Origin of the sequence: Stenotrophomonas sp. DR822 (assembly GCF_019793815.1) — a bacterium.
Taxonomy (GTDB): domain Bacteria; phylum Pseudomonadota; class Gammaproteobacteria; order Xanthomonadales; family Xanthomonadaceae; genus Stenotrophomonas; species Stenotrophomonas indicatrix.
In genome coordinates, this window is record NZ_CP081826.1 from 898846 (window position 1) to 918813 (window position 19968).

Genomic DNA, 19968 nt, shown 5'->3' on the forward strand with positions numbered 1-19968 from the left:
GGGCAGGACATCCGCCGGGCATGACCCGGCGCTACCTGCTTGCCGTGGGTAGCGCCGGGCCATGCCCGGCGACGCAATCAGAACACCAGTTCGGTGTGCAGCGGCAGATCCGCTTCCCAGCGGCCACGGCCGCCCAGGCCATCCAGTTCGACCAGCACGCCGGCGCCGACCACGTCCACGCCCAGGCGGCGCACCAGCGACAACGCAGCAACCAGCGTACCGCCGGTTGCCAGCACGTCGTCGATGATCGCTACGCGCGCACCGGCCGACAGCGCGTCGGCATGCACTTCAATGCAGTCGCTGCGGTATTCCAGCGTGTATTCCTCGCGCAGCACCTTGCCCGGCAGCTTGCCCGGCTTGCGCACCGGCACGAAGCCCACGCCCAGTTCCAGCGCCATGGCCGCACCGAGGATGAAGCCGCGCGATTCGATACCGACCACCGCGTCCAGCTTCTGATCGCGCCAGCGATCGGCCATCGCCACGACCGCGCCACGGAAGTCCTCGCTGTGAGCGAGCAGCGGCATGATGTCCTTGAACAGGATGCCCGGCTTGGGGAAGTCGGCGATGTCGCGCAGGCGGGAGGCCCACTGCGGAGCGACGATGGCGTCGGTCATGGCGATTCGGTTGACTGATGGCGGCATAGGGTACCCGTTCCGGGCGCCGGCTGCCTGTCGGGGATCCGGCCGGACTGCCTCCGGCACCTGCAAAGGCCTCCAGGCAACCGCCGAAGCACCAGCATTCCATGGGTTGGCGGATCGGCCGGCACCGCAGCAGGTGCAGGGCGCAGCCCTGCGAAAGAACGCGTTTCAGGAACTGCAGGACAGCATCGAACAGCCTGCGCGGTCGTCAGCCCACGCCGGCCGCTTGCCGGCGCAATGTTCCAGACCCGGGCGTTCGGTGTACGGATCACGCAGTACGTCCTGCAGGGCATGCACACCGCCCAGGTCGCCCTGCTCGGCGCGGTCGATCGCTTCCTGTGCCAGCCAGTTGCGCAGCACATACAGTGGATTGGCCGCACCCATCTTCGCCACACGCTCGGCTGCCGGCAGCGGATCGGCACGCAGCCGCGCCGCGTACTCCTGCAGCCACTGCTGCAGAGGTTCCTGCACCGCGTGCTGGCGCTCGGCGTCGTAGAAGACCTCGGCCAATACGCTTGCATCGGGTGCGTTGGCATCGATGCGCATCAACGCACGCCATGCCAGGGTCATGTCCATGCCGCCGTCCTGCATCAGCTGCTGCCAGCGCTGGTAAAGCTGCAGATCGGCATCGTCGGCCGCGGCCAGCCCCAGCTTGGCTGCAACATCGCGACGGGTGCAGGCGACAAAGGTCGCCTGGTAAGCGGCCAGCCCTGCCTGCAGCGGCTGCACGTCGGCGAACAACGGCGACAGCGCCTGCGCAAGCCGGTTGAGATTCCAGTACGCCACCTGCGGCTGGGTGCCGAAACGATAGCGGCGTCCCTGCGCATCGGTGGTGTTCGGGGTCCAGTCCGGGTCGAAGTCTTCGACCCAGCCATAGGGGCCATAGTCCAGCGTCACGCCGAGCACGGAAAGGTTGTCGGTGTTCATCACCCCATGCACGAAGCCCACGCGCATCCAGTGCGCGATCATCTCTGCGGTACGCACGGCGATCTTTGCGAACCAGTCGCCATACAGCGCTTCGCCCTGCCCCTTCAGCTCCGGGAAATCGCGGGCGATGCACGCCTCGACCAGTTGCTTCAGCAGTGCGGTCTCGCCACGTGACGCAGGCAGTTCAAACGAACCAAAGCGCAGGAACGAGGGCGATACCCGGCAGACGATCGCGCCGGGCTCCGCGCGCGGATGACCGTCGTAGAACATGTCGCGCACCACGTCTTCGCCGGTGCCGACCAGCGACAGGGCGCGCGTGGTCGGCACACCCAGGTGATGCATGGCCTCGCTGCACAGGAATTCACGGATCGACGAGCGCAGCACCGCACGGCCGTCGGCGCCGCGCGAATACGGCGTCGGCCCGGCACCCTTCAGCTGCAGCTCCCAGTGCCGGCCATCGGGGGCGATCACCTCGCCCAGCGAGATGGCGCGGCCATCACCGAGCTGACCGGCCCAATGGCCGAACTGATGGCCCCCATAGTTGGCCGCCCACGGCTGCATGCCCGCATACAACGCGTTGCCGCCGAACACCTCGGCGAAGCCTTCATCATCGACCTGCGCAGGATCGAACCCCAGCATCCCGGCAACCTCTGGCGACCACGCCAGCAGCACCGGCGCTGCGACAGGCGTCGGCATCACCGACGACCAGGCCGCACCCAGCACTTCGCGCCGGCGCGGACCGGACTCGGGATCGCCCGGCAGCAGATTCAGCAGGCGGTTGTCGAACTGGGGGGCAGTGGTATCCATGGGCAAAGCATGGGGGCGGCGACGGCCATCCTCAATCGCCGCGCAAGGCCTGCAATGCCCCGCCGTGCGCCTCGGCGCGCCGGTAGGCCGGGCGCTCGCCGATGCGCTTGAGGAAGCCACGCAATGCCGGCTTGTCGTCCAGCCCGCCGCCGCGTGCGGCCGCCGCCTGGATCGGGAAGCTCATCTGGATGTCCGCAGCGGTGAAGCGTTCGCCTGCAAACCACGGGCTTTCGGCCAGACGCCGTTCCATCCAGTCCAGATGCAGGCGCCGCTGCGGGCCGATGAAACCGCGCTCGGCCTTGTCGGCGATGCTGCGGGCGATCGGCCGCGCGAAGAACGGCATCGGCGCGCTGCGGATGCGACTGATCACCAGGGTCAGCAGCATCGGCGGCATGGCCGAACCTTCGGCATAGTGCAGCCAGTAGCGGTAATCGATGCGCTCTTTGCCTTCGGCCGGTACCGGCGACGGCGACAGCTGGCGATGCACGTCGTAGCGGTCAACCAGGTAGTCGAGGATGGCGCCGGATTCGGCCAGGATGAGCTCGCCATCCTGCAGCACCGGCGCCTTGCCCAGCGGATGCACCTGGCGCAGTTCCGGCGGCGCCAGCAGGGTCTTCGGATCGCGCGGGTAGCGGCGCAGTTCGTAGTCCAGTCCCAGCTCTTCCAGCATCCACAGCACGCGAAGCGAACGGGAATTTTCCAGATGATGGACGATGCGCATGGGCGGCTTCCGCAGAAAGGTGCCCGATGGTAGCGCGGCCTGGTGCACGCAGGTGTCTGCTACCCTGCCCGGCCGTGGAAGGCCTGCCAGCATGGACACCCCGCCGTTCGATGCACTGCTTGGTTACCTCGGGCAATCCGAGGACCACAACTGGACGCAGTACATCTGCGAACACGTTGCCAAGGGCGTCCTGCGCAGATTCGAAGCGCACGATTGGCAGCGCCTGCAGAAGATGATCGCAGCGCAGCCCGCGTTCTGGCAGCAACGCTGCACCGACGCGCTGGGTGAATGCATGAGGCCCGAAGCGTTGCCGCTGCTGTTCAGTCAGCTCCATTCCAGCGATGACGACAGCCGGATACTGGCGGCCTATCACCTGCAATGGATGGAAGTGCCGGTGGGTCCGGAGGTGGTTGATGTCCTGCGCGAGATCCTGTCGCGCATTCCGGCAGCCGAACGCGCCGAGTACCAGGAAATAACCCAGCTGCTGGAGCGGGCGCTGGCTGCGGGTTGAACCCCTCGTGCGACGCAAACGAAAAACGCCGGGGGCTTTCGCTCCCGGCGTTCTGGCTACCAAACGGCAGCAGACGGATTAGACCGCCTGCACCTGGTCAGCCTGCATACCCTTCTGGCCCTGGACGGCGACGAAGGTAACCTTCTGGCCTTCCTGCAGGGTCTTGAAGCCGGTGCCCTGGATCGCGCGGAAATGCACGAACAGGTCCGGGCCGCTTTCCGGGGTGATGAAGCCGAAGCCCTTGGCGTCGTTGAACCACTTGACAGTGCCGGTCTGACGATCAGACATATTTACTAACTCCTGAAACACATGTTGAAAAAAATCGCAGCCACCGGGTATCGGGGCCGAGACTGAGTTGCAGGCGTTGGTAAAGCGGATCGATGAGCGGATCGTGAGATCAACTGCACCAGGCCACGATTCACGGTGACCCTAGCAAACACAGTGGGTCAGACGATACGCGTGTTTTGAGCAAAAAGCGATAGCCATGATATTCAGCGTCAAACGGCCAGCCTCTAGACAGGGCAAGGGGTTGCACCAGATCGAGGCTAAACCCGGGTCCCCATTCAGGTTTTTCCTACCCTACACTGGGTAAATGACTGAAGCTGAAACCCGAGCTGAACCCCTGCTCCCCCGCATCTGGGTGGACGCAGACGCCTGCCCTGTCGTCATCCGCGACATCCTGTTCCGCGCAGCTGAACGGGTCGGCGTGGAGCTGACCCTCGTCGCCAACCAGTGGATCCGCACCCCGCCTTCGCGCTGGCTGCGCTCCATCCAGGTTCCGCAGGGACTGGATGTGGCTGACAGCGCCATTGTCGAGCGGGTGGCCGCCGGCGACCTGGTGGTCACCCAGGACATCCCCCTGGCGGCCCTGGTGCTGGAGAAGAAGGGCGTGGCCCTGAATCCGCGCGGCCAGCTGTACACCCCCAACAACATGGCCGAGCGGCTGTCGATGCGCAATTTCATGGAAGAACTGCGTGGCGCCGGCGTCCAGACCGGCGGGCCGCCGCCGCTTGGCGCGCGTGACCGCCAGTTGTTCGCTGCCGAGCTGGACCGCTGGCTGGCGCGACGACCGGGCAGGTGAATCCGGCTGTGCGTCAGCCGGGAACGCACAAGGTGCGCGCGCTGCGGAAGCTGCGTCGCTGGCCGGTCAACGGGTCGTCGAAGGCCAAGGCCTGCGCCAGCAGCTGCAACGGTGGCTCGGCCACACCCTGTGGCCGCACGTGCAGCTGCGGATAGAGCTCGTCGCCCAGGATCGGCGCCCCGAGCGCGGCCATATGGACGCGCAGCTGATGCTTGCGCCCGGATTCGGGCGCTAGCTGGTAGCGCCAGACCGGGCCGTGCGCATCCAAGACCTCGACACGGGTCAGCGCATTCGGCTCGCCGGGAACTTCAGCCATACGGAAGAACGGTTCCCCCGGCTGCAGCCGGCTATGCCGCTCCAGTGGAAACCGCAGGTCCGGCAGGTCCGGCGCCAGCGCCTGGTAGGTCTTCTCGATGCGGCGCTCACGAAACAGCCTCTGGTACGCGTCGCGCGTTTGCGGCTGGGTGGAAAACAGCACCAGGCCGGCCGTCAGCCGGTCCAGCCGGTGCAACGGCACCAGGTCGGCGTTGCCGGTGCGCTCGACCAGGCGCGCCAGCAGGGTCTGGCGCACAAACGCACCGGCCGGGGCGGTCGGCAGGAAGTGCGGCTTGTCAGCCACCAGCAGGTGCGCGTCGTGATGCAGGATGTTCTCTTCGAAGGGAATCACCGGCTCATCGGCCACTTCACGGAAGTAGCGGATCTCCAGCCCCACCTGCCACGGCATGTCCGGTGCCAGCGCCCTGCCCTGTGCGTCCTGTATCCGCCCGCGTGCGAAGCGACTCTCCCATTGCAGCCGGTCGATGCGCGGGAAGCGCGCGCACAGGCCGTCCAGCAGGGAAACCCAGTTACCGGGCGGCAGCTGAAGTCGGCTGGGCAGGGACATACGACAGGACACGCCAGAAGCATCAGGGCGGCCAGCGTGCCACCGATCACGCCCTGCCGACACCCCCATATCGGACACCCCCGGGGCAAACCTCTATCATTGACGGTCTTTACCCCTCTGGATCTTCATGGCCCTCACCGCCACCATCCGCAAGGCCGAACTGCAGATCAGCGACATGGATCGCGGCTACTACGCGACCCACAACCTGACCCTGGCCCAGCATCCGTCCGAAACCGACGAACGCCTGATGGTGCGCCTGCTCGCCTTCGCGCTGAACGCTGGCGACCGCCTGGAATTCGGCCGCGGCCTGAGCACCGACGACGAGCCGGACCTGTGGGAACACGACTACACCGGTGACATCCTGCAGTGGATCGACCTCGGCCATCCGGACGAGTCGCGCATCCGCAAGGCCAGCAACCGCAGCCGGCAGGTGCAGGTGGTCAACTACGGCGGCAACGCATCGGACATCTGGTGGCAGAAGCAGGGCAAGGGCCTGGCCCGCTTCGACAACCTGTCGGTGGTCGACCTGGACGGCGGCTTCGTCGATCTGTGGGGCCAGCAGATCCAGCGCGCGATGCGCTGGAGCGTGCTGATCCAGGACGCCGAAGTGCAGCTGCTCAACGATCAGATGCAGCTGGACGTGATCCCCAACTGGCGAAAGCGCGCCAAGGCATGAGCACGATCCGCTGCGACGTGCTGGTGATCGGTGCCGGCGCTGCCGGGCTGATGACCGCGATCACGGCGGGCCAGCGAGGCCGGCATGTGCAGGTGATCGACCACGCCAACAAGATCGGCAAGAAGATCCTGATGTCCGGCGGTGGCCGCTGCAACTTCACCAACACCGGCACCACCCCGGCCAACTTCCTGTCGGCCAATCCGCATTTCTGCAAGTCGGCACTGGCGCGTTACTCGCCGTACCACTTCATCGACATGGTCGAGCGCCACGGCATCGCCTATCACGAGAAGGAACTGGGCCAGCTGTTCTGTGATGTCTCGTCCAAGCAGATCGTGAAGATGCTGGTGGACGAATGCCAGCAGGCCGGCGTGCAGATCCGCACGCAGTGCAGCGTGGAGCGCATCGAGCACGGCACTGACGGCTTCCGCGTGTACACCACGCACGGCCTGTTCCATTGCGCCTCGCTGGTGGTCGCCACCGGCGGCCTGTCCATTCCCAGCCTGGGTGCAACCGGGTTCGGCTATGAGATCGCGCGCCAGTTCGGCCACCAGGTGCTGCCCACCCGCGCCGGCCTGGTGCCGTTGACCCTCAGCGGCACCCACCAGGAGCGCCTGGCCGAGCTCAGCGGCGTCGCCCTGCCGGTCGAGGCCAGCTGCAATGGCACGAGTTTCCGCAACTTCATGCTGCTGACCCATCGCGGCGTCAGTGGCCCGGCCATCCTGCAGATTTCCTCGTTCTGGCAGCCCGGCGACGCGCTGTCGCTGGATCTGCTGCCCGGCCAGGATGCCGCCGAATGGCTGCGCCAGATGAAACGCGAACGCCCCGCCGCGGAACTGCGCACGGTGCTGGGCGATGTGCTGCCCAAGCGGCTGGCGCAGCGCCTGTGCGAGCACTGGCTGCCCGACCGCCCGGTACGCCAGCTGGACGAGCCGGACCTGCGCAAGGCCGCACAGGTGCTTTCAGCGTTCCCACTGGTGGCCAGCGGCACCGAGGGCTACCGCACCGCCGAAGTCACCCTGGGCGGCGTCGATACCAACGAGGTCTCTTCCTCGACGCTGGAATCCAAGCGCGTACCCGGCCTGCATTTCGTCGGCGAGGTGCTGGACGTGACCGGCTGGCTGGGCGGCTACAACTTCCAGTGGGCCTGGGCCAGCGGGCACGCGGCCGGCGGCGTGGTGTGAACCGCATCGCCGTTCCATGCACGCAACCGTTGCGCGCATGGACGCGCCGCCACGCATCGTGTATCTAGATTTGCAGATTGGGGAGCAGTGCATGCAGAACGCGAACGACATCACCATCCGCCTGCTGATCGTCGATGACAGCGGCGAGAACGCCGAAGCCATCGTCAGCACCCTGCGCAACAGCGGCATCGCCGTGCGCCCATGGCGCCCGCAGGACTCGGCCGAGCTGTCGCAGGTGCTGGCCAGCCAGGCGATCGACCTGGTGCTGGCTGCGCCCTCGCAGAGCATTCCACTGCCACTGGTGGCCCAGCACATCGCCGCCAGCGGCAAGGACATCCCGCTGGTGCTGCTGGCCGAACGCATCGACGAGGACGAACTGGTACAGGCCAGCAGCAACGGGGTTCGCGCCCTCGCCCTGCGCCAGCGCACCGAACACCTGCTGGCGGTGGTCCGCGACCAGTGGGTCGACCTGCAGGCGCGCCGCGGCCTGCGCCGGATCGAAGCGCAGATGCGCGAGACCGAGCGTCGCTGCGACGCGCTGATCGCCTCTTCGCGCGAGCCGATCGCCTATGTCCACGAAGGCATGCATATCCGCGCCAACGATGCTTACCTGGAAATGTTCGGTTACGAGGATTTCGAGGAGGTCGAAGGCATCTCGCTGCTGGACATGGTTGCCGCCCAGCACGTGGATGATTTCAAGCAGCTGCTGAAGTCACTCAGCCGCGGCGAAGCGCCTCCGCCGCAGTACCAGCTGGACGCCCGCCACCAGGACGGCAGCGCCTTCCCGGCGACGATGGAATTCACCGCAGCCACCTACGAGGGCGAATCCTGCCTGCAGGTGGTGTTCCGCCGGCGCATGGAATTCGACCCGGAGCTGGCGCGCGAGGTCGAGGACCTGCGCCAGCGCGACCAGGTCACCGGCCTGCTCAACCGCCCCACCTTCATGCTGCAGGTCGAGGACGCGGTTGCCCAGGCCGGGCGCAGCGAAGGCCAGTTCGGACTGCTGATGGTCGAACCGGACCACTACGCGCGCCTGCTCCCGGATATCGGACTGGCCTCGGCCGACGCCCTGATCGGCGCCCTCGCCACCCTGCTGGCCGACGTTGTTGGCGACGATGCGCAGCTGGCCCGTTTCGGCGAACACAGTTTCGCCGTACTGCAGTCCGGCCCCTATGCGCAGACCGTGGCACTGGCCGAGCGCATCCGCGAAGCCTACGCCGCACACGTCTTCAGCATCGGCGCGCGCTCGGCCACGGTGACCGTCAGCATTGGCGGGGTGCAGGTGGGCGAGAAGATCGCCAGCATCGGCCAGGTGCTGGCGCGCGCCAGCGAATGCACGCAGGCCGCAGCCGCCCTCGGCAATACCTGCCGCATCTTCGACCCGGCCGCTGTTGATCGCGTGGAGGAAGAGCGCGTGCAGCGCTGGGTCGCACGTATCCGTGAAGCCCTGGCAGGCGATGGCTTCCAGCTGCATTACCAGCCGGTGCTGAACCTGCAGGGCGAGTCGCTGGAACTGTATGAAGCGTACCTGCGGCTGGAACACAACGGAGAACTGCTGAGCCCGACCGCCTTCCTCGGCATTGCCGAAGAGCATGGCCTGCTGGCGGACATCAACCGCTGGGTCGTCTCGCAGGCAATCGCGGTGCTGGGCGCGCGTGCCCGCGAGGGTCATCCCACCCAGGTGCTGGTGAAGGTCACGCCGGAATCGTTCGATGATCCGAAGATGATCGCCACGCTGCGCCAGCAGCTGCAGGCGCACGGCGTGCCGGGCGAACGCCTGTGGCTGCATGCACCGGAATCGAAGGTGTTCACCCACCTGCGCAGTGCCCAGCAGTTCCTGGCGGAAGTGGCACCGCTCGGCTGCCGGATCGGCCTGGAGCAGTTCGGCTCGGGCCTGGACTCGTTCCAGCTGCTGGCCCACTTCCAGCCGCAGTTCCTCAAGCTTGATCGCGGCTTCACCAGCGACCTGGCCGCCACCCGCGAGAACATCGACCGGGTCAGCCAGATAACCGCACGCGCGCAGGAAGCGGGCATCCGCACCATCGCCGAGTTCGTCAGCGACGCCAACTCGATGACACTGCTGTTCAGTGCCGGCGTGGACTACGTACAGGGCGATTTCGTCGGCCCGGCAGCGCCGGCGATGAACTTCGAGTTCGGCTGACACCTCACCGGTGGCGCCGGGCCTTGCCCGGCGGATGGCCTGCAGACCGCTGCGCTCGCCGGGCATGGCCCGGCGCTACCCATGAAGAAGGCCGGCTTGCGCCGGCCTTTTCCGTTGATCAGGCCAGATCGACCAGGTTGTCGATCTTCACGTCCGGGTTGACGTCGGCTTCGTAGTCGACGCCTTCGACACCGAAACCGAACAGGCGCAGGAAATCGGCCTTGTAGCCGGCCAGGTCGCTGATCTCGTACAGGTTCTCGTTGGTCACCTGCGGCCACAACGCCAGCACCTTGCCCTGCACGTCAGCGGCCATTTCCTTGTAGTCGGCGCGCAGGCGGCCTTCCTCATCGATCAGCGCAACGGTATGGCCATCGCCATCGACCAGGTCGTGGCGCAGGCGATCGACGGCCACGCCATCGGCCTTGGCGCCGTACAGGATGTCGTACAGCACGTCGAGCTGCTCGATGCAACCTTCGTGGGTGCCCTTTTCCTTCATCACCTTGAACAGCAGCGACAGGTACAGCGGCATGGTCGGAATGGCCGAGCTGGCCTGGGTCACCACCGCCTTCAACACCGACACGCGCGCATCGCCGCCGATCCTGGCCAGCTTCTCGCGCAGCCCCAGCACCTTGTCGTCCAGATCCTTCTTGGCAGCACCGATGGAGCCGTTCCAGTAGATCGCCTGGGTGATCTCTTCGCCCACATAGGTGAAGGCCGTGGTGGTGCAGCCGTTGGCCAGCACGCCGGCATCGGCCAGCGCGTCGATCCACATCTGCCAGTCCTCGCCGCCCATCACCGCGACGGTGCCGGCGATTTCTTCCGGGGTGGCCGGCTGCAGATGGGTTTCGGTCAGCACTTCCTTGTCGGTATCCAGGCCACGCAGGGTGATCGGCTCGCCGATCGGCTTCAGCGTGGAGCTGATGATCTCGCCCGTCTTGGGATGCTTGCGGCGCGGTGCGGCCAGGCTGTAGACCACCTGGTCGACCTGGCCGAGATCGGCCTTGATCATCTCGATGGTCCTGGCCTTCACCTCATCGGAGAACGCATCGCCGTTGATGCTCTTGGCATACAGACCCGCTTCGTCGGCGTACTTGTGGAACGCCGCCGAGTTGTACCAGCCCGCCGTGCCCGGCTTGGTTTCACTGCCCGGGCGCTCGAAGAAGATGCCCAGGGTTGCCGCGCCACTGCCGAAGGCGGCCGTGATGCGCGCGGCCAGGCCGTAGCCGGTCGAGGCGCCGATCACCAGCACGCGCTTGGGGCCGTTCTGGATCGGCGGGCGCGCACGGATGTAGTCGATCTGCTGCTTGACGGCGGCGTCGCAGCCGGTCGGGTGGGTGGTGACGCAGATGAAGCCGCGGACGCGCGGTTTGATGACCATGAAGACCTCGGGTTGGCAGGTGCGGCGCGCGGGGCGCTCAGCAGGAATACGTGGCGCGCGCGTGCGCGCGAACCGCAGGATCGTAGTGCGCGGGGGAAGATTGCACAACCGACGGCGGCGTAGGGTGGGTTTCTTTTTGCAGGGTTGCACCCTGCACCCGCAGAGGCAACGTCAACGGCAGAAGCTGGGTTCCTGTGGGTTGGCGGGGTGGGTCCGGTTGCGGGGGACGCTGCAAGTCCCCCTCCGGGGCCCGGCCCAGCCGCTGGCGGCTGTGCGTTCGGGCGCTTGCGAAGCAGTGCTTCGCGAGCAAAGCGCCCTTACCCATGTAAGCTCGGTCGCCGCATCCATGCGGCTCACGCCCCCTCAACCGGACCCACCCCGCCTTCGACAGTTACCCGCGATCTGTCTGAACGGCATTCTGCTCTGGTGGGTGTCGACCTTGGTCGACACGGTAGATCTGATCCAAATTTGATTATCGATATCTGACAGATGTGTCGACCAAGGTCGACACCTACCAACAGCCGCAGGAATCTGTCGGAGGTGGGGCGGTGTCGGAGTGCGGGGTGTCAGCAGCATGGATGCGGCTGCCAAGCCTACAGGGACGTACTTGCGGCGTCCCCGCACTCCGACACCGCCCCGCCAAACCACGGATACCCGCTTTGGACGTTGACGTTGCCCTTGCCTCGGCGGGTGCAGGGCGCAGCCCTGCCAACAAAAAACCCCGCTTGCGCGGGGTTCTCTGTGTACTGCGTGCAGCAGATGCTTACGGACGGCGCGCCAGGGCCTCGACGTCCTTGGCCTTGGGCAGCAGGTCCTGCTTGGTCACGCGCAGGGCACCCACGGTCAACATCGGCACCGCCACCAGGATCGAGGACAGCACCACGATCACCGCACCGATCATGTGCGTCTCGGCCAGGCCTTCCATCGAGCTGCCGCCGTACAGGTACAGGGCCAGTGCGGACAGGAAGAACATCACCGCGGTGATCACCGTACGCGACAGGGTCTGGTTGATCGAGCGGTTCAGCACTTCCATCGGCTCCACGCGCAGGCTGCGGAAGTTCTCGCGGACGCGGTCGAACACCACGATGATGTCGTTGATCGCAAAGCCCATCACCGACAGCAGGCCGGCCAGCACGGTCAGGTCGAACTCACGGCCCAGCAGCGACACGTAGGCCACCGTCACGATCAGGTCGAACATCGCCACGATGCTCGCGGTGACCGCGAACTTCCATTCGAAACGCACCGCGATGTAGATCAGGAAGCCGGCCAGCATGAAGATGGTGGCGTACAGGCCATTCATCGCCAGGTCCTTGCCGATCTGCGGGCCAACAAACTCGTTGCGCAGCACGGTGGCCTGGTTGTCAGCCGAAGAGACCGCCTTGACCACGGCCGCGGCAGTCGCCTTGTCCTCGGCCGAAGCGCCGCCGGTACCCGGAGCATGCTCACCGTGCGGGGCCAGGCGGATCAGCAGGTCGGTGTTGCCACCCACGCTCTGTACCTGGGCGCCGTCGAAGCCGTTCTGCTCAAGTTTGCTGCGGACGTCCTCGACATCCACCGCGTGTTCGAAGCGGGCTTCGATCAGGGTGCCGCCGGTGAAGTCCAGAGCGTAGTTGAAGCCCTTGAAGCCGATGATGCCGATCGAGGCCAGGAACACGATGATCGTGACGACCATCGCGACATGGCGCCAGCGCATGAAGTCGATCTTGGTATCGTTCGGGAGGATGTGCAGCGGAAACAGTTTCATGTGCGTGTCGTCCCGTCAGATGGCCACGTTCTGGAGCTTCTTGCGACGGCCGTAGATCAGCGTCGCCAGTGCACGCGATACGGTGATCGCGGTGAACATGGAAGCGAAAATACCGATGATCATGGTCAGCGCGAAGCCCTTCAGCGGACCGGTACCGAATGCGAACAGCGCCACACCGACGATCAGACCGGTCAGGTTGGCGTCGAGGATGGTGCCCGAAGCGCGCTCGTAACCGGTCACGATCGCGGTCTTGCCCGGCACGCCGGCACGCAGCTCTTCACGGATACGCTCGTTGATCAGCACGTTGGCGTCGACCGACAGACCGACCGACAACGCCAGGCCGGCAAAGCCCGGCAGGGTCATGGTCGCGCCGAACAGCGACATCACCGCCACCACGATCAGCAGGTTGAACAGCATCGCGATCGAGGTGATCAGACCGAACATGCGGTAGTAGATGGTGAAGAACACCAGAGTGAACATGAACGCGTAGACCACCGCGGTGATGCCGTTCTTGACGTTCTCCGCGCCCAGGCTCGGGCCGACCACGCGCTCTTCGACGAAGTCCATCGGCGCAGCCAGCGAGCCCGACTTCAGCAGCTTGGCCAGGTCCTCGGCTTCCTTCTTCTGCAGACCGGTGGTCTGGAAGTTCTTGCCGAACACGCCGTTGATGTTGGCCACCGAGATCACTTCCTCGTTGACCTTGAAGCCACGCACTTCCTCACCGTCAACAACGGTCACGGTCGGCACGCGCTCGGTGTATACCACCGCCATCGGCTTGTTCACGTTCGCGCTGGTGAAGTCGAACATGCGCTGGCCACCGACGTTGTTCAGCGTCACGCTGACTGCCGGGGTGCCGCTGGTGGAGTCGGTCACCGCCTGCGCGGCCACCATCTGGTCACCGGTGACGATCACGCGCTTGTTCAGCAGCACCGGGCCGCCGTTGTCACGGCGCTGGTAGACCTTCGCTTCCGGCGGAATGCGGCCCGAGGCGATGGCGTCCTGCGCATTACCGTCCACCACGGCCCGGTATTCCAGGGTGGCGGTGGCACCGATCATGCGCTTGGCTTCGGCCGTGTCCTGCACGCCCGGCAGCTGCACCACCACGCGATCAGCACCCTGGCGCTGGATGATCGGCTCGGACACGCCGAGCTGGTTCACGCGGTTGCGCAGGGTGTTGATGTTCTGCTCGATGGCGCCGTTGGCGATCTGCGCGATCTCCGCTTCCGGAATGGAGACCGTAATGCGGTTGCCACTGACGTCATAGCCGAGCGTCGGCTGCGCCTTGGCCAGCGCGGCGCGGGCTCGGGTACCGGCGTCTTCGCCGGCCGAGGGGCTCAGGTTGGCGACGATGGTGTTGTCGGCACGACGCTCGACCGACTGGTAGGCGATGCGCGCATCACGCAGGGTGCTGCGCACGTCCTCGGTGTAGGCGTCCAGGCGCTTGTCCAGCGCGGCTTTCTGGTCGACCTGCAGCACGAAGTGCACACCGCCCTGCAGGTCCAGGCCCAGCACCATCGGGCGGCCGCCGAGCTTGGCCAGCCAGTCCGGCACGGTCGAGGCCAGGTTCAGGGCAACCGTGTAGTTCTCGCCCACGCTGTCACGCAGCGTATCGCTGGCGGCAGACTGCGACTTCAGGTCCGACAGGCGGACGATCAGGCTGTCCCCTTCCTTCTCTGCACCGATCGTGGTGACACCGGCCTTCTTCAGGTCGGCCAGCACACGGTCGCGCAGCGCATCGTCGATCTGCCCGCCACGGTTGGCGGTGATCTGGATGGCCGGGTCCTTCTGGTACATGTTGGGCAGAGCGTACAGCGTGCTGAGCGCCAGTACGATCACGATGACGACGTACTTCCAGCGTGGAAATTCGAGCATTGCTTGGGTCCCGCGCGGCGCCATCCCCGGCGCCGCGGTTGTGCTTCAGAAAGGGAGTGGCTTACTTGGCCGAATCCAGGGTGCCGGTCGGCAGCACGCTGCCGACAGCGCCCTTCTGCACGCGGATGCGCACGTTCTCGGCCACTTCGACGGTGACGAAGTTGTCGCCGATATCGGTGACCTTGCCGGCGATGCCGCCATTGGTCAGCACTTCGTCGCCGCGCTTGATCTTCTCCAGCATGGCCTTGTGCTCCTTCTGCCGCTTCATCTGCGGGCGGATCATCAGGAAGTACATGATGGCGATCAGGATGATCGGGAACAGCAGCGTGGTCAGGCCCATGCCCTGCGGTTGGCCGCCAGCGGCCTGGGCGTGGGCGGCGGGAATCAGGAAGGCAAGCAGGTTCATCGTTGGTCCTTTGGTTGGGCGGCGCTTCGGCCGTTTCACGGGCACGAGGTGTCGACCGCGGATCTGGGTCAGCCTTGAAGTATGCCACGGCCCCGGGCGTTCGTCCTTGGGCCGTTTGGCAGGGGGTGCTGCGGGTTTACAGGGGCGGCGCTACCGCCCCGCGTGCTGCGTAGAAGGACTCGCGGAAGGCCAGGAAGGTTCCCGCCTCGATGGCTGCGCGGATGTCAGCCATCAGTTTTTCGTAATAGAAGAGGTTGTGCTGGGTGCCCAGCATCGGCGCCAGCATCTCGTTGCAGCGGTCCAGATGGCGCAGGTACGAGCGGGTATAGCCGCCGGCACAGGCCACGCAGCCACAGCCCGGCTCGATCGGGTCCATGTCCCGCGCGTACTGCGAATTGCGGATGCGGACGGTGCCGAACGAGGTGAAATAGTGGCCGTTGCGCGCATTGCGGGTCGGCATCACGCAATCGAACATGTCCACGCCGCGGGCGACACCCTCGACCAGGTCTTCAGGGCGGCCAACGCCCATCAGGTAGCGCGGACGGTCGGCCGGCAGCTCCGGGTCCAGATGGTCGAGCATGGCGTTGCGCTCGTCTTCCGGTTCGCCCACGGCCAGGCCGCCAATGGCATAGCCGTCGAAGCCGATCGCCTGCAGGGCCTCGGCCGAACGGCTGCGCAGGTCGGTGTGCACCCCGCCCTGGACAATGCCGAACAGAGCCGCATCGTTGCCCAGTTCGTCATGCGCGTTGCGGCTGCGCTGGGCCCAGCGCAGGCTCAGTTCCATCGATCGGCGGGCGACGTCCTCGGTGGCCGGGTACGGCGTGCACTCGTCGAAGATCATCACCACGTCCGAATCGAGCACCTTCTGGATCTTCATGCTCTCCTCCGGGCCCAGGAACACCCGGGCACCGTCGGTCGGCGAGGCGAAGGTCACGCCCTGCTCGGTGATCTTGCGGCGGTGGGCCAGCGAGAACACCTGGAAGCCACCGGAGTCGGTCAGGATCGGGCCATCCCAGCGGCAGAAGCCGTGCAAGCCGCCGTGGTCGGCGATGATGTCCAGGCCCGGCCGCAGGTACAGGTGGAAGGTGTTGCCGAGAATGATCTCGGCGCCCAGCGCACGCACCTGGTCCGGCAGGATGCCCTTGACCGAGCCATAGGTCCCCACCGGCATGAAGGCCGGCGTTTCCACCGTGCCACGCGGGAAGGTCAGGCGGCCACGGCGGGCGCGGCCATCACGGGTCTGGAGCTGGAACTGCAATCGGGACATGGAGCGGTCGTTCGGGCAAATAGTCGCCCATTGTCTCCCAAAACCGCCTTTCCTGCTCCGGTAGCGCCGGTCCATGCCCGGCGGATGACCCGCAACTGCGCCCCGCCGGGCATGGCCCGGCGCTCCCCACCTCGCCCTACCCCGCCTGCGGGAACAGCAGCATCGCGTCGCCGTAGCTGAAGAAGCGGTAGCGCTGCTCGATCGCGTGCTGATAAGCCTCGAACACGCGCTCCTTGCCGGCAAACGCCGAGATCATCATCAGCAGCGTGCTTTCGGGCAGATGGAAATTGGTCACCATCGCGTCGACGCTGCGGATCCGGTAGCCGGGGGTGATGAAGATCTGCGTTTCACCCGCAAACGGCAGCAACTCCCCCTCACGCATCGCACTTTCCAGCGCGCGCACCACCGTCGTGCCGACGCCAATCACCCGGCCACCGGCCGCACGCGTGCGTCGCACCTGCTGCACCAGCTCGGCACCGACGTTCAGCCACTCGCGGTGCATGACGTGGTCCTTCAGGTCGTCGGCGCGCACCGGCTGGAACGTACCTGCGCCCACGTGCAGGGTGACGTGGCCGAAATCCACACCCTTGTCCTTCAGTGCTGCCAGCAGCGCCTCATCGAAGTGCAGGCCGGCGGTCGGTGCCGCCACGGCGCCCACTTCGCGCGCGAACACGGTCTGGTAGCGCTCGCGGTCGTCCACACCGGGCTCGCGCTGGATGTAGGGCGGCAGCGGCAGCCGCCCGGCGTGCAGCAGCCACTGCTCCAGCGATTCCGGCACATGGAACTGCAGCACGTAGAACTCGCCGTCGCGCCCCAGCACTTCGGCTTCGCCACCGGCATCCAGGGCGATGCGGCTGCCGGCCTTCGGCGACTTGCTGGCACCGACCTGGGCCCGCGCCTGCTGGCCGCCGAGCAGGCGCTCGATGAGGATCTCCACGCGGCCACCGCTGGCCTTCTGCCCGAACAGGCGCGCCGGAATCACCCGGGTGTCGTTGAACACCAGCAGGTCGCCCGGTTGCAGCAGCGATGGCAGGTCGCGCACCTGCAGGTCGGTGAAGGCAGCCGGCGCCGGCGGCACCAGCAGCAGGCGGCTCGCCGAGCGTTCGGCCAAGGGGGCCTGGGCGATCAGTTCGGCCGGCAGTTCGTAATGGAAATCGGACTTCTTCAAGGCAGTGGACGGCAACAGGTCGACAATGGCGCGCATTGTACGTCCAGCGTCTGCGAGCCGGCACGAGCGAGACCGAACGTCGCGCAAAATGCTGCTATGCAGCAGTCTTTTGCGGGGTTATCGCGCAAAAAAACAAGTGCTAGCATCGACGAGGAAGTCCGCTGCACGAGCCCGCCCCAAGCGCGCGTGAAGACGCGCGTTTTGCTTTTGAAGGCCCGTGCGACCCAACGTTTCAGGAGATCTGCAATGAGCTTCATCGAACGCCTCGCCCCCCTCCGCGCCCAGCCCGGCACCCGCCTCACCAACGGCCTGGATGACGCAACCCTGACCGCCCTCGCCGCCAACCACCCGCAGCTGGTCGCCGCGGTCGATGCCGCTGCTGCCGAATTCGCGCGCGTGCAGGCTGAGCTGGGGCCGCTGCTGGCACAGGATGAGCAGGCGCAGATCGATGCCATGCAGGACGGCTTCGTCAATTTCTACGCCGATGATGCGGTGACCCCGTACGTGGCGCTGGCCGCGCGCGGTCCGTGGGTGGTCACCCTGAAAGGCGCGGTGCTGTACGACGCCGGCGGCTACGGCATGCTGGGCTTCGGCCACACCCCGGACGCCGTCATGGAAGCGATGTCACGGCCGCAGGTGATGGCCAACATCATGACCCCCAGCCTGTCCCAGCAGCGCTTCATCACCGCGCTGCGGGCCGAGATCGGCCACCGTCGTGGCGGCTGCCCGTTCACGCGCTTCATGTGCCTGAATTCCGGCTCTGAAGCGGTTGGCCTGGCCGCGCGCATCGCCGACGTCAACGCCAAGCTGCAGACCGACCCGGGTGCCCGCCACGCCGGTGCGGCAATCAAGCGCGTAGTCATCAAGGGCAGCTTCCACGGCCGCACCGACCGACCGGCGCTGTATTCCGATTCCAGCCGCAAAACCTACATGCAGCACCTGGCCAGCTACCGTGGCGAGGAGTCGGTGATCACCGTCGCCCCGTACGACGAGGCCGGCCTGCGCAAGGTGTTCGAGGATGCCGCGCACAACAACTGGTTCATCGAAGCGGTGTTCCTGGAGCCGGTGATGGGCGAAGGTGACCCGGGCCGCTCCGTGCCGCCGGCGTTCTATGCGCTGGCCCGCGAACTGACCCGCGCCCACGGCAGCCTGCTGCTGCTGGACTCGATCCAGGCTGGCCTGCGCGCCCATGGCGTGCTGTCGGTGGTCGACTATCCCGGCTTCGAAGGGCTGGACGCGCCGGACATGGAAACCTACTCCAAGGCACTGAACGCCGCGCAGTATCCGCTGTCGGTGCTGGCCGTGACCGAGCACGCCGCGCAGCTGTACCGCAAGGGCATCTACGGCAACACCATGACCAGCAATCCGCGCGCGCTGGACGTGGCCTGCGCCACCTTGGCCCAGTTGACCCCGCAGGTCCGCGCCAACATCGCCGAGCGCGGTGCCGAGGCCGTGCGCAAGCTGGAGCAGCTGAAGAGCGAGCTGGGCGGCCTGATCACCAAGGTGCAGGGCACCGGCCTGCTGTTCTCCTGCGAACTGGCCCCGCAGTTCAAGTGCTATGGCGCCAATTCCACCGAGGAATGGCTGCGCCAGCACGGCATCAACGTGATCCATGGTGGCGAGAACTCGCTGCGCTTCACCCCGCACTTCGGCATGGACAGCAGCGAGCTGGACCTGCTGGTGGGCATGGTGGGCCGCGCACTGCGTGAAGGGCCGCGCCGCGAACAGGCGGCCGCTGCGTAATCCCAGACCCTCGTAGAGCCGGGCGCTGCCCGGCTGAAGGGCTGGCCGTGATCTGAACGAAATGCCGCCGGGCATGGCCCGGCGCTACAGAGAACAACGGCGAGGCCTCATAATTGCCCGGACACCCCGCCCTGCGACCGGCTTCACTGGTTGACCGCGGGGCGTTTTCGTTTCCGGCCAAGACAGGAAAGATCCATGAAGTCGATCTGTGTGTACTGCGGTTCCAACGCTGGCAGCAAGCCGGTCTACACCGAACGCGCCATCGCGCTGGGCGATCGCATCGCCCGCGACGGCATGCGCCTGGTGTACGGCGGCGGCAATGTCGGCCTGATGGGTACCGTGGCCAATGCCGTACTGGCCGCCGGCGGTGAGGTCACCGGCGTGATTCCGCGCCAGCTGGCCGACTGGGAAGTGGCCCATCGCGGCCTGACCGAACTGGAGATCGTCGGTTCGATGCATGAGCGCAAGTCGCGCATGTTCGATCTGTCCGATGGCTTCGTCGCCCTGCCCGGCGGCTTCGGCACCATGGAAGAGATCTTCGAGATGCTGACCTGGCGCCAGCTCGGCATCGGCAACAAGCCCTGCGCGTTCCTCGATGTGGACGGCTTCTATGCGCCGTTGATCGGCATGATCGATCGCATGGTGGAAGAGCGATTCCTGCACCCCGAGCAGCGCCAGGACCTGTGGTACGGCTCGGACATCGAAGAGATGCTGGCCTGGATGAAGAACTACCAGCCGGCCCAGGCCTCGAAGTGGATCGACGAGAAGCGCCGCGCGGCGCTGCGTTGAAGACTACGTGCGCGG

At 66.3% G+C, this 19968-nt stretch carries 18 protein-coding genes; 7 read left to right on the top strand and 11 right to left on the bottom strand.

Translation table 11 applies throughout. The features are described from left to right. Nucleotides 1–77 precede the first annotated feature (77 nt). The 3 genes from K5K93_RS04040 to K5K93_RS04050 form a co-directional block, all read right to left on the bottom strand. Nucleotides 78–614: an adenine phosphoribosyltransferase gene (locus K5K93_RS04040; protein WP_222389889.1), complete on the bottom strand. Its 537-nt coding sequence runs from the start codon at nucleotides 612–614 to the stop codon at nucleotides 78–80. Between the two features lie 192 nt (nucleotides 615–806). Beyond that, entirely contained in the window at nucleotides 807–2372 is a 1566-nt protein-coding gene (locus K5K93_RS04045; RefSeq protein ID WP_222389891.1) for a YdiU family protein, read from the bottom strand. A gap of 31 nt (nucleotides 2373–2403) precedes the next feature. After that, nucleotides 2404–3093 (bottom strand): glutathione S-transferase, encoded by a 690-nt coding sequence (locus tag K5K93_RS04050; RefSeq protein WP_093819888.1) that lies wholly within the window; start codon nucleotides 3091–3093, stop codon nucleotides 2404–2406. A 91-nt stretch (nucleotides 3094–3184) separates the two neighbouring features. Between K5K93_RS04050 and K5K93_RS04055 the strand changes: the two genes are divergently transcribed. Then, the gene (locus K5K93_RS04055) at nucleotides 3185–3604 is read left to right on the top strand and encodes a hypothetical protein (RefSeq protein WP_025875106.1); all 420 of its coding nucleotides are present in this window, start codon (nucleotides 3185–3187) and stop codon (nucleotides 3602–3604) included. 78 nt (nucleotides 3605–3682) lie between these two features. Here K5K93_RS04055 and K5K93_RS04060 read toward each other — a convergent pair whose 3' ends face one another. Beyond that, nucleotides 3683–3892, bottom strand: coding sequence for a cold-shock protein (locus K5K93_RS04060; RefSeq protein WP_025875108.1), 210 nt, complete (start codon nucleotides 3890–3892; stop codon nucleotides 3683–3685). A 304-nt stretch (nucleotides 3893–4196) separates the two neighbouring features. Between K5K93_RS04060 and K5K93_RS04065 the strand changes: the two genes are divergently transcribed. Next, nucleotides 4197–4685, top strand: coding sequence for a YaiI/YqxD family protein (locus tag K5K93_RS04065; protein ID WP_127563463.1), 489 nt, complete (start codon nucleotides 4197–4199; stop codon nucleotides 4683–4685). Between the two features lie 13 nt (nucleotides 4686–4698). Here K5K93_RS04065 and K5K93_RS04070 read toward each other — a convergent pair whose 3' ends face one another. Next, entirely contained in the window at nucleotides 4699–5568 is an 870-nt protein-coding gene (locus K5K93_RS04070) for a pseudouridine synthase (RefSeq protein ID WP_222389894.1), read from the bottom strand. A 127-nt stretch (nucleotides 5569–5695) separates the two neighbouring features. Here K5K93_RS04070 and K5K93_RS04075 point away from each other — a divergent pair, with 127 nt between their 5' ends. The 3 genes from K5K93_RS04075 to K5K93_RS04085 all read left to right on the top strand — a co-directional run bounded on the left by K5K93_RS04075 (nucleotide 5696) and on the right by K5K93_RS04085 (nucleotide 9586). Beyond that, on the top strand, nucleotides 5696–6244 hold the full coding sequence (locus K5K93_RS04075) for a YaeQ family protein (RefSeq protein WP_025875114.1): 549 nt from the start codon (nucleotides 5696–5698) through the stop codon (nucleotides 6242–6244). Beyond that, nucleotides 6241–7425: an NAD(P)/FAD-dependent oxidoreductase gene (locus K5K93_RS04080; protein WP_222389897.1), complete on the top strand. Its 1185-nt coding sequence runs from the start codon at nucleotides 6241–6243 to the stop codon at nucleotides 7423–7425. Before K5K93_RS04075 ends, K5K93_RS04080 begins: the two co-directional genes overlap by 4 nt. A 91-nt stretch (nucleotides 7426–7516) precedes the next feature. Next, entirely contained in the window at nucleotides 7517–9586 is a 2070-nt protein-coding gene (locus tag K5K93_RS04085; RefSeq protein WP_222389898.1) for an EAL domain-containing protein, read from the top strand. A gap of 118 nt (nucleotides 9587–9704) precedes the next feature. Here the strand turns inward: K5K93_RS04085 and fabV are convergent, their stop codons facing one another. The 6 genes from fabV to queA form a co-directional block, all read right to left on the bottom strand. Beyond that, nucleotides 9705–10964, bottom strand: coding sequence for an enoyl-ACP reductase FabV (fabV, locus tag K5K93_RS04090; RefSeq protein WP_222389901.1), 1260 nt, complete (start codon nucleotides 10962–10964; stop codon nucleotides 9705–9707). Between the two features lie 763 nt (nucleotides 10965–11727). Further along, on the bottom strand, nucleotides 11728–12708 hold the full coding sequence (secF, locus tag K5K93_RS04095) for a protein translocase subunit SecF (RefSeq protein WP_025875120.1): 981 nt from the start codon (nucleotides 12706–12708) through the stop codon (nucleotides 11728–11730). Nucleotides 12709–12723: 15 nt separating this feature from the next. Beyond that, nucleotides 12724–14580: a protein translocase subunit SecD gene (secD, locus tag K5K93_RS04100; RefSeq protein ID WP_222389903.1), complete on the bottom strand. Its 1857-nt coding sequence runs from the start codon at nucleotides 14578–14580 to the stop codon at nucleotides 12724–12726. Between the two features lie 61 nt (nucleotides 14581–14641). After that, nucleotides 14642–14986: a preprotein translocase subunit YajC gene (gene yajC, locus K5K93_RS04105; protein WP_025875124.1), complete on the bottom strand. Its 345-nt coding sequence runs from the start codon at nucleotides 14984–14986 to the stop codon at nucleotides 14642–14644. A 136-nt stretch (nucleotides 14987–15122) separates the two neighbouring features. Continuing rightward, nucleotides 15123–16253, bottom strand: coding sequence for a tRNA guanosine(34) transglycosylase Tgt (gene tgt / locus K5K93_RS04110; protein WP_222389904.1), 1131 nt, complete (start codon nucleotides 16251–16253; stop codon nucleotides 15123–15125). Nucleotides 16254–16389: 136 nt separating this feature from the next. Further along, on the bottom strand, nucleotides 16390–17457 hold the full coding sequence (gene queA / locus K5K93_RS04115; protein ID WP_093819902.1) for a tRNA preQ1(34) S-adenosylmethionine ribosyltransferase-isomerase QueA: 1068 nt from the start codon (nucleotides 17455–17457) through the stop codon (nucleotides 16390–16392). A gap of 210 nt (nucleotides 17458–17667) precedes the next feature. Between queA and K5K93_RS04120 the strand changes: the two genes are divergently transcribed. After that, nucleotides 17668–19164: an aminotransferase class III-fold pyridoxal phosphate-dependent enzyme gene (locus K5K93_RS04120; RefSeq protein ID WP_222389905.1), complete on the top strand. Its 1497-nt coding sequence runs from the start codon at nucleotides 17668–17670 to the stop codon at nucleotides 19162–19164. Between the two features lie 195 nt (nucleotides 19165–19359). Then, entirely contained in the window at nucleotides 19360–19953 is a 594-nt protein-coding gene (locus K5K93_RS04125; protein ID WP_025875132.1) for a TIGR00730 family Rossman fold protein, read from the top strand. The last annotated feature ends 15 nt before the right edge of the window (nucleotides 19954–19968 follow it).

What these genes read in the sequence shown, in the direction of transcription:
- K5K93_RS04045 (WP_222389891.1), bottom strand. Translation starts at nt 2,372, where the DNA reads ATGGATACCACTGCCCCCCAGTTCGACAACCGCCTGCTGAATCTGCTG.
- K5K93_RS04060 (WP_025875108.1), bottom strand. Translation starts at nt 3,892, where the DNA reads ATGTCTGATCGTCAGACCGGCACTGTCAAGTGGTTCAACGACGCCAAG.
- queA (WP_093819902.1), bottom strand. Translation starts at nt 17,457, where the DNA reads ATGCGCGCCATTGTCGACCTGTTGCCGTCCACTGCCTTGAAGAAGTCC.
- K5K93_RS04065 (WP_127563463.1), top strand. Translation starts at nt 4,197, where the DNA reads ATGACTGAAGCTGAAACCCGAGCTGAACCCCTGCTCCCCCGCATCTGG.
- K5K93_RS04085 (WP_222389898.1), top strand. Translation starts at nt 7,517, where the DNA reads ATGCAGAACGCGAACGACATCACCATCCGCCTGCTGATCGTCGATGAC.
- yajC (WP_025875124.1), bottom strand. Translation starts at nt 14,986, where the DNA reads ATGAACCTGCTTGCCTTCCTGATTCCCGCCGCCCACGCCCAGGCCGCT.
- K5K93_RS04070 (WP_222389894.1), bottom strand. Translation starts at nt 5,568, where the DNA reads ATGTCCCTGCCCAGCCGACTTCAGCTGCCGCCCGGTAACTGGGTTTCC.
- K5K93_RS04080 (WP_222389897.1), top strand. Translation starts at nt 6,241, where the DNA reads ATGAGCACGATCCGCTGCGACGTGCTGGTGATCGGTGCCGGCGCTGCC.
- K5K93_RS04075 (WP_025875114.1), top strand. Translation starts at nt 5,696, where the DNA reads ATGGCCCTCACCGCCACCATCCGCAAGGCCGAACTGCAGATCAGCGAC.
- secF (WP_025875120.1), bottom strand. Translation starts at nt 12,708, where the DNA reads ATGAAACTGTTTCCGCTGCACATCCTCCCGAACGATACCAAGATCGAC.
- K5K93_RS04050 (WP_093819888.1), bottom strand. Translation starts at nt 3,093, where the DNA reads ATGCGCATCGTCCATCATCTGGAAAATTCCCGTTCGCTTCGCGTGCTG.
- fabV (WP_222389901.1), bottom strand. Translation starts at nt 10,964, where the DNA reads ATGGTCATCAAACCGCGCGTCCGCGGCTTCATCTGCGTCACCACCCAC.
- K5K93_RS04040 (WP_222389889.1), bottom strand. Translation starts at nt 614, where the DNA reads ATGACCGACGCCATCGTCGCTCCGCAGTGGGCCTCCCGCCTGCGCGAC.
- tgt (WP_222389904.1), bottom strand. Translation starts at nt 16,253, where the DNA reads ATGTCCCGATTGCAGTTCCAGCTCCAGACCCGTGATGGCCGCGCCCGC.
- K5K93_RS04120 (WP_222389905.1), top strand. Translation starts at nt 17,668, where the DNA reads ATGAGCTTCATCGAACGCCTCGCCCCCCTCCGCGCCCAGCCCGGCACC.
- secD (WP_222389903.1), bottom strand. Translation starts at nt 14,580, where the DNA reads ATGCTCGAATTTCCACGCTGGAAGTACGTCGTCATCGTGATCGTACTG.
- K5K93_RS04125 (WP_025875132.1), top strand. Translation starts at nt 19,360, where the DNA reads ATGAAGTCGATCTGTGTGTACTGCGGTTCCAACGCTGGCAGCAAGCCG.
- K5K93_RS04055 (WP_025875106.1), top strand. Translation starts at nt 3,185, where the DNA reads ATGGACACCCCGCCGTTCGATGCACTGCTTGGTTACCTCGGGCAATCC.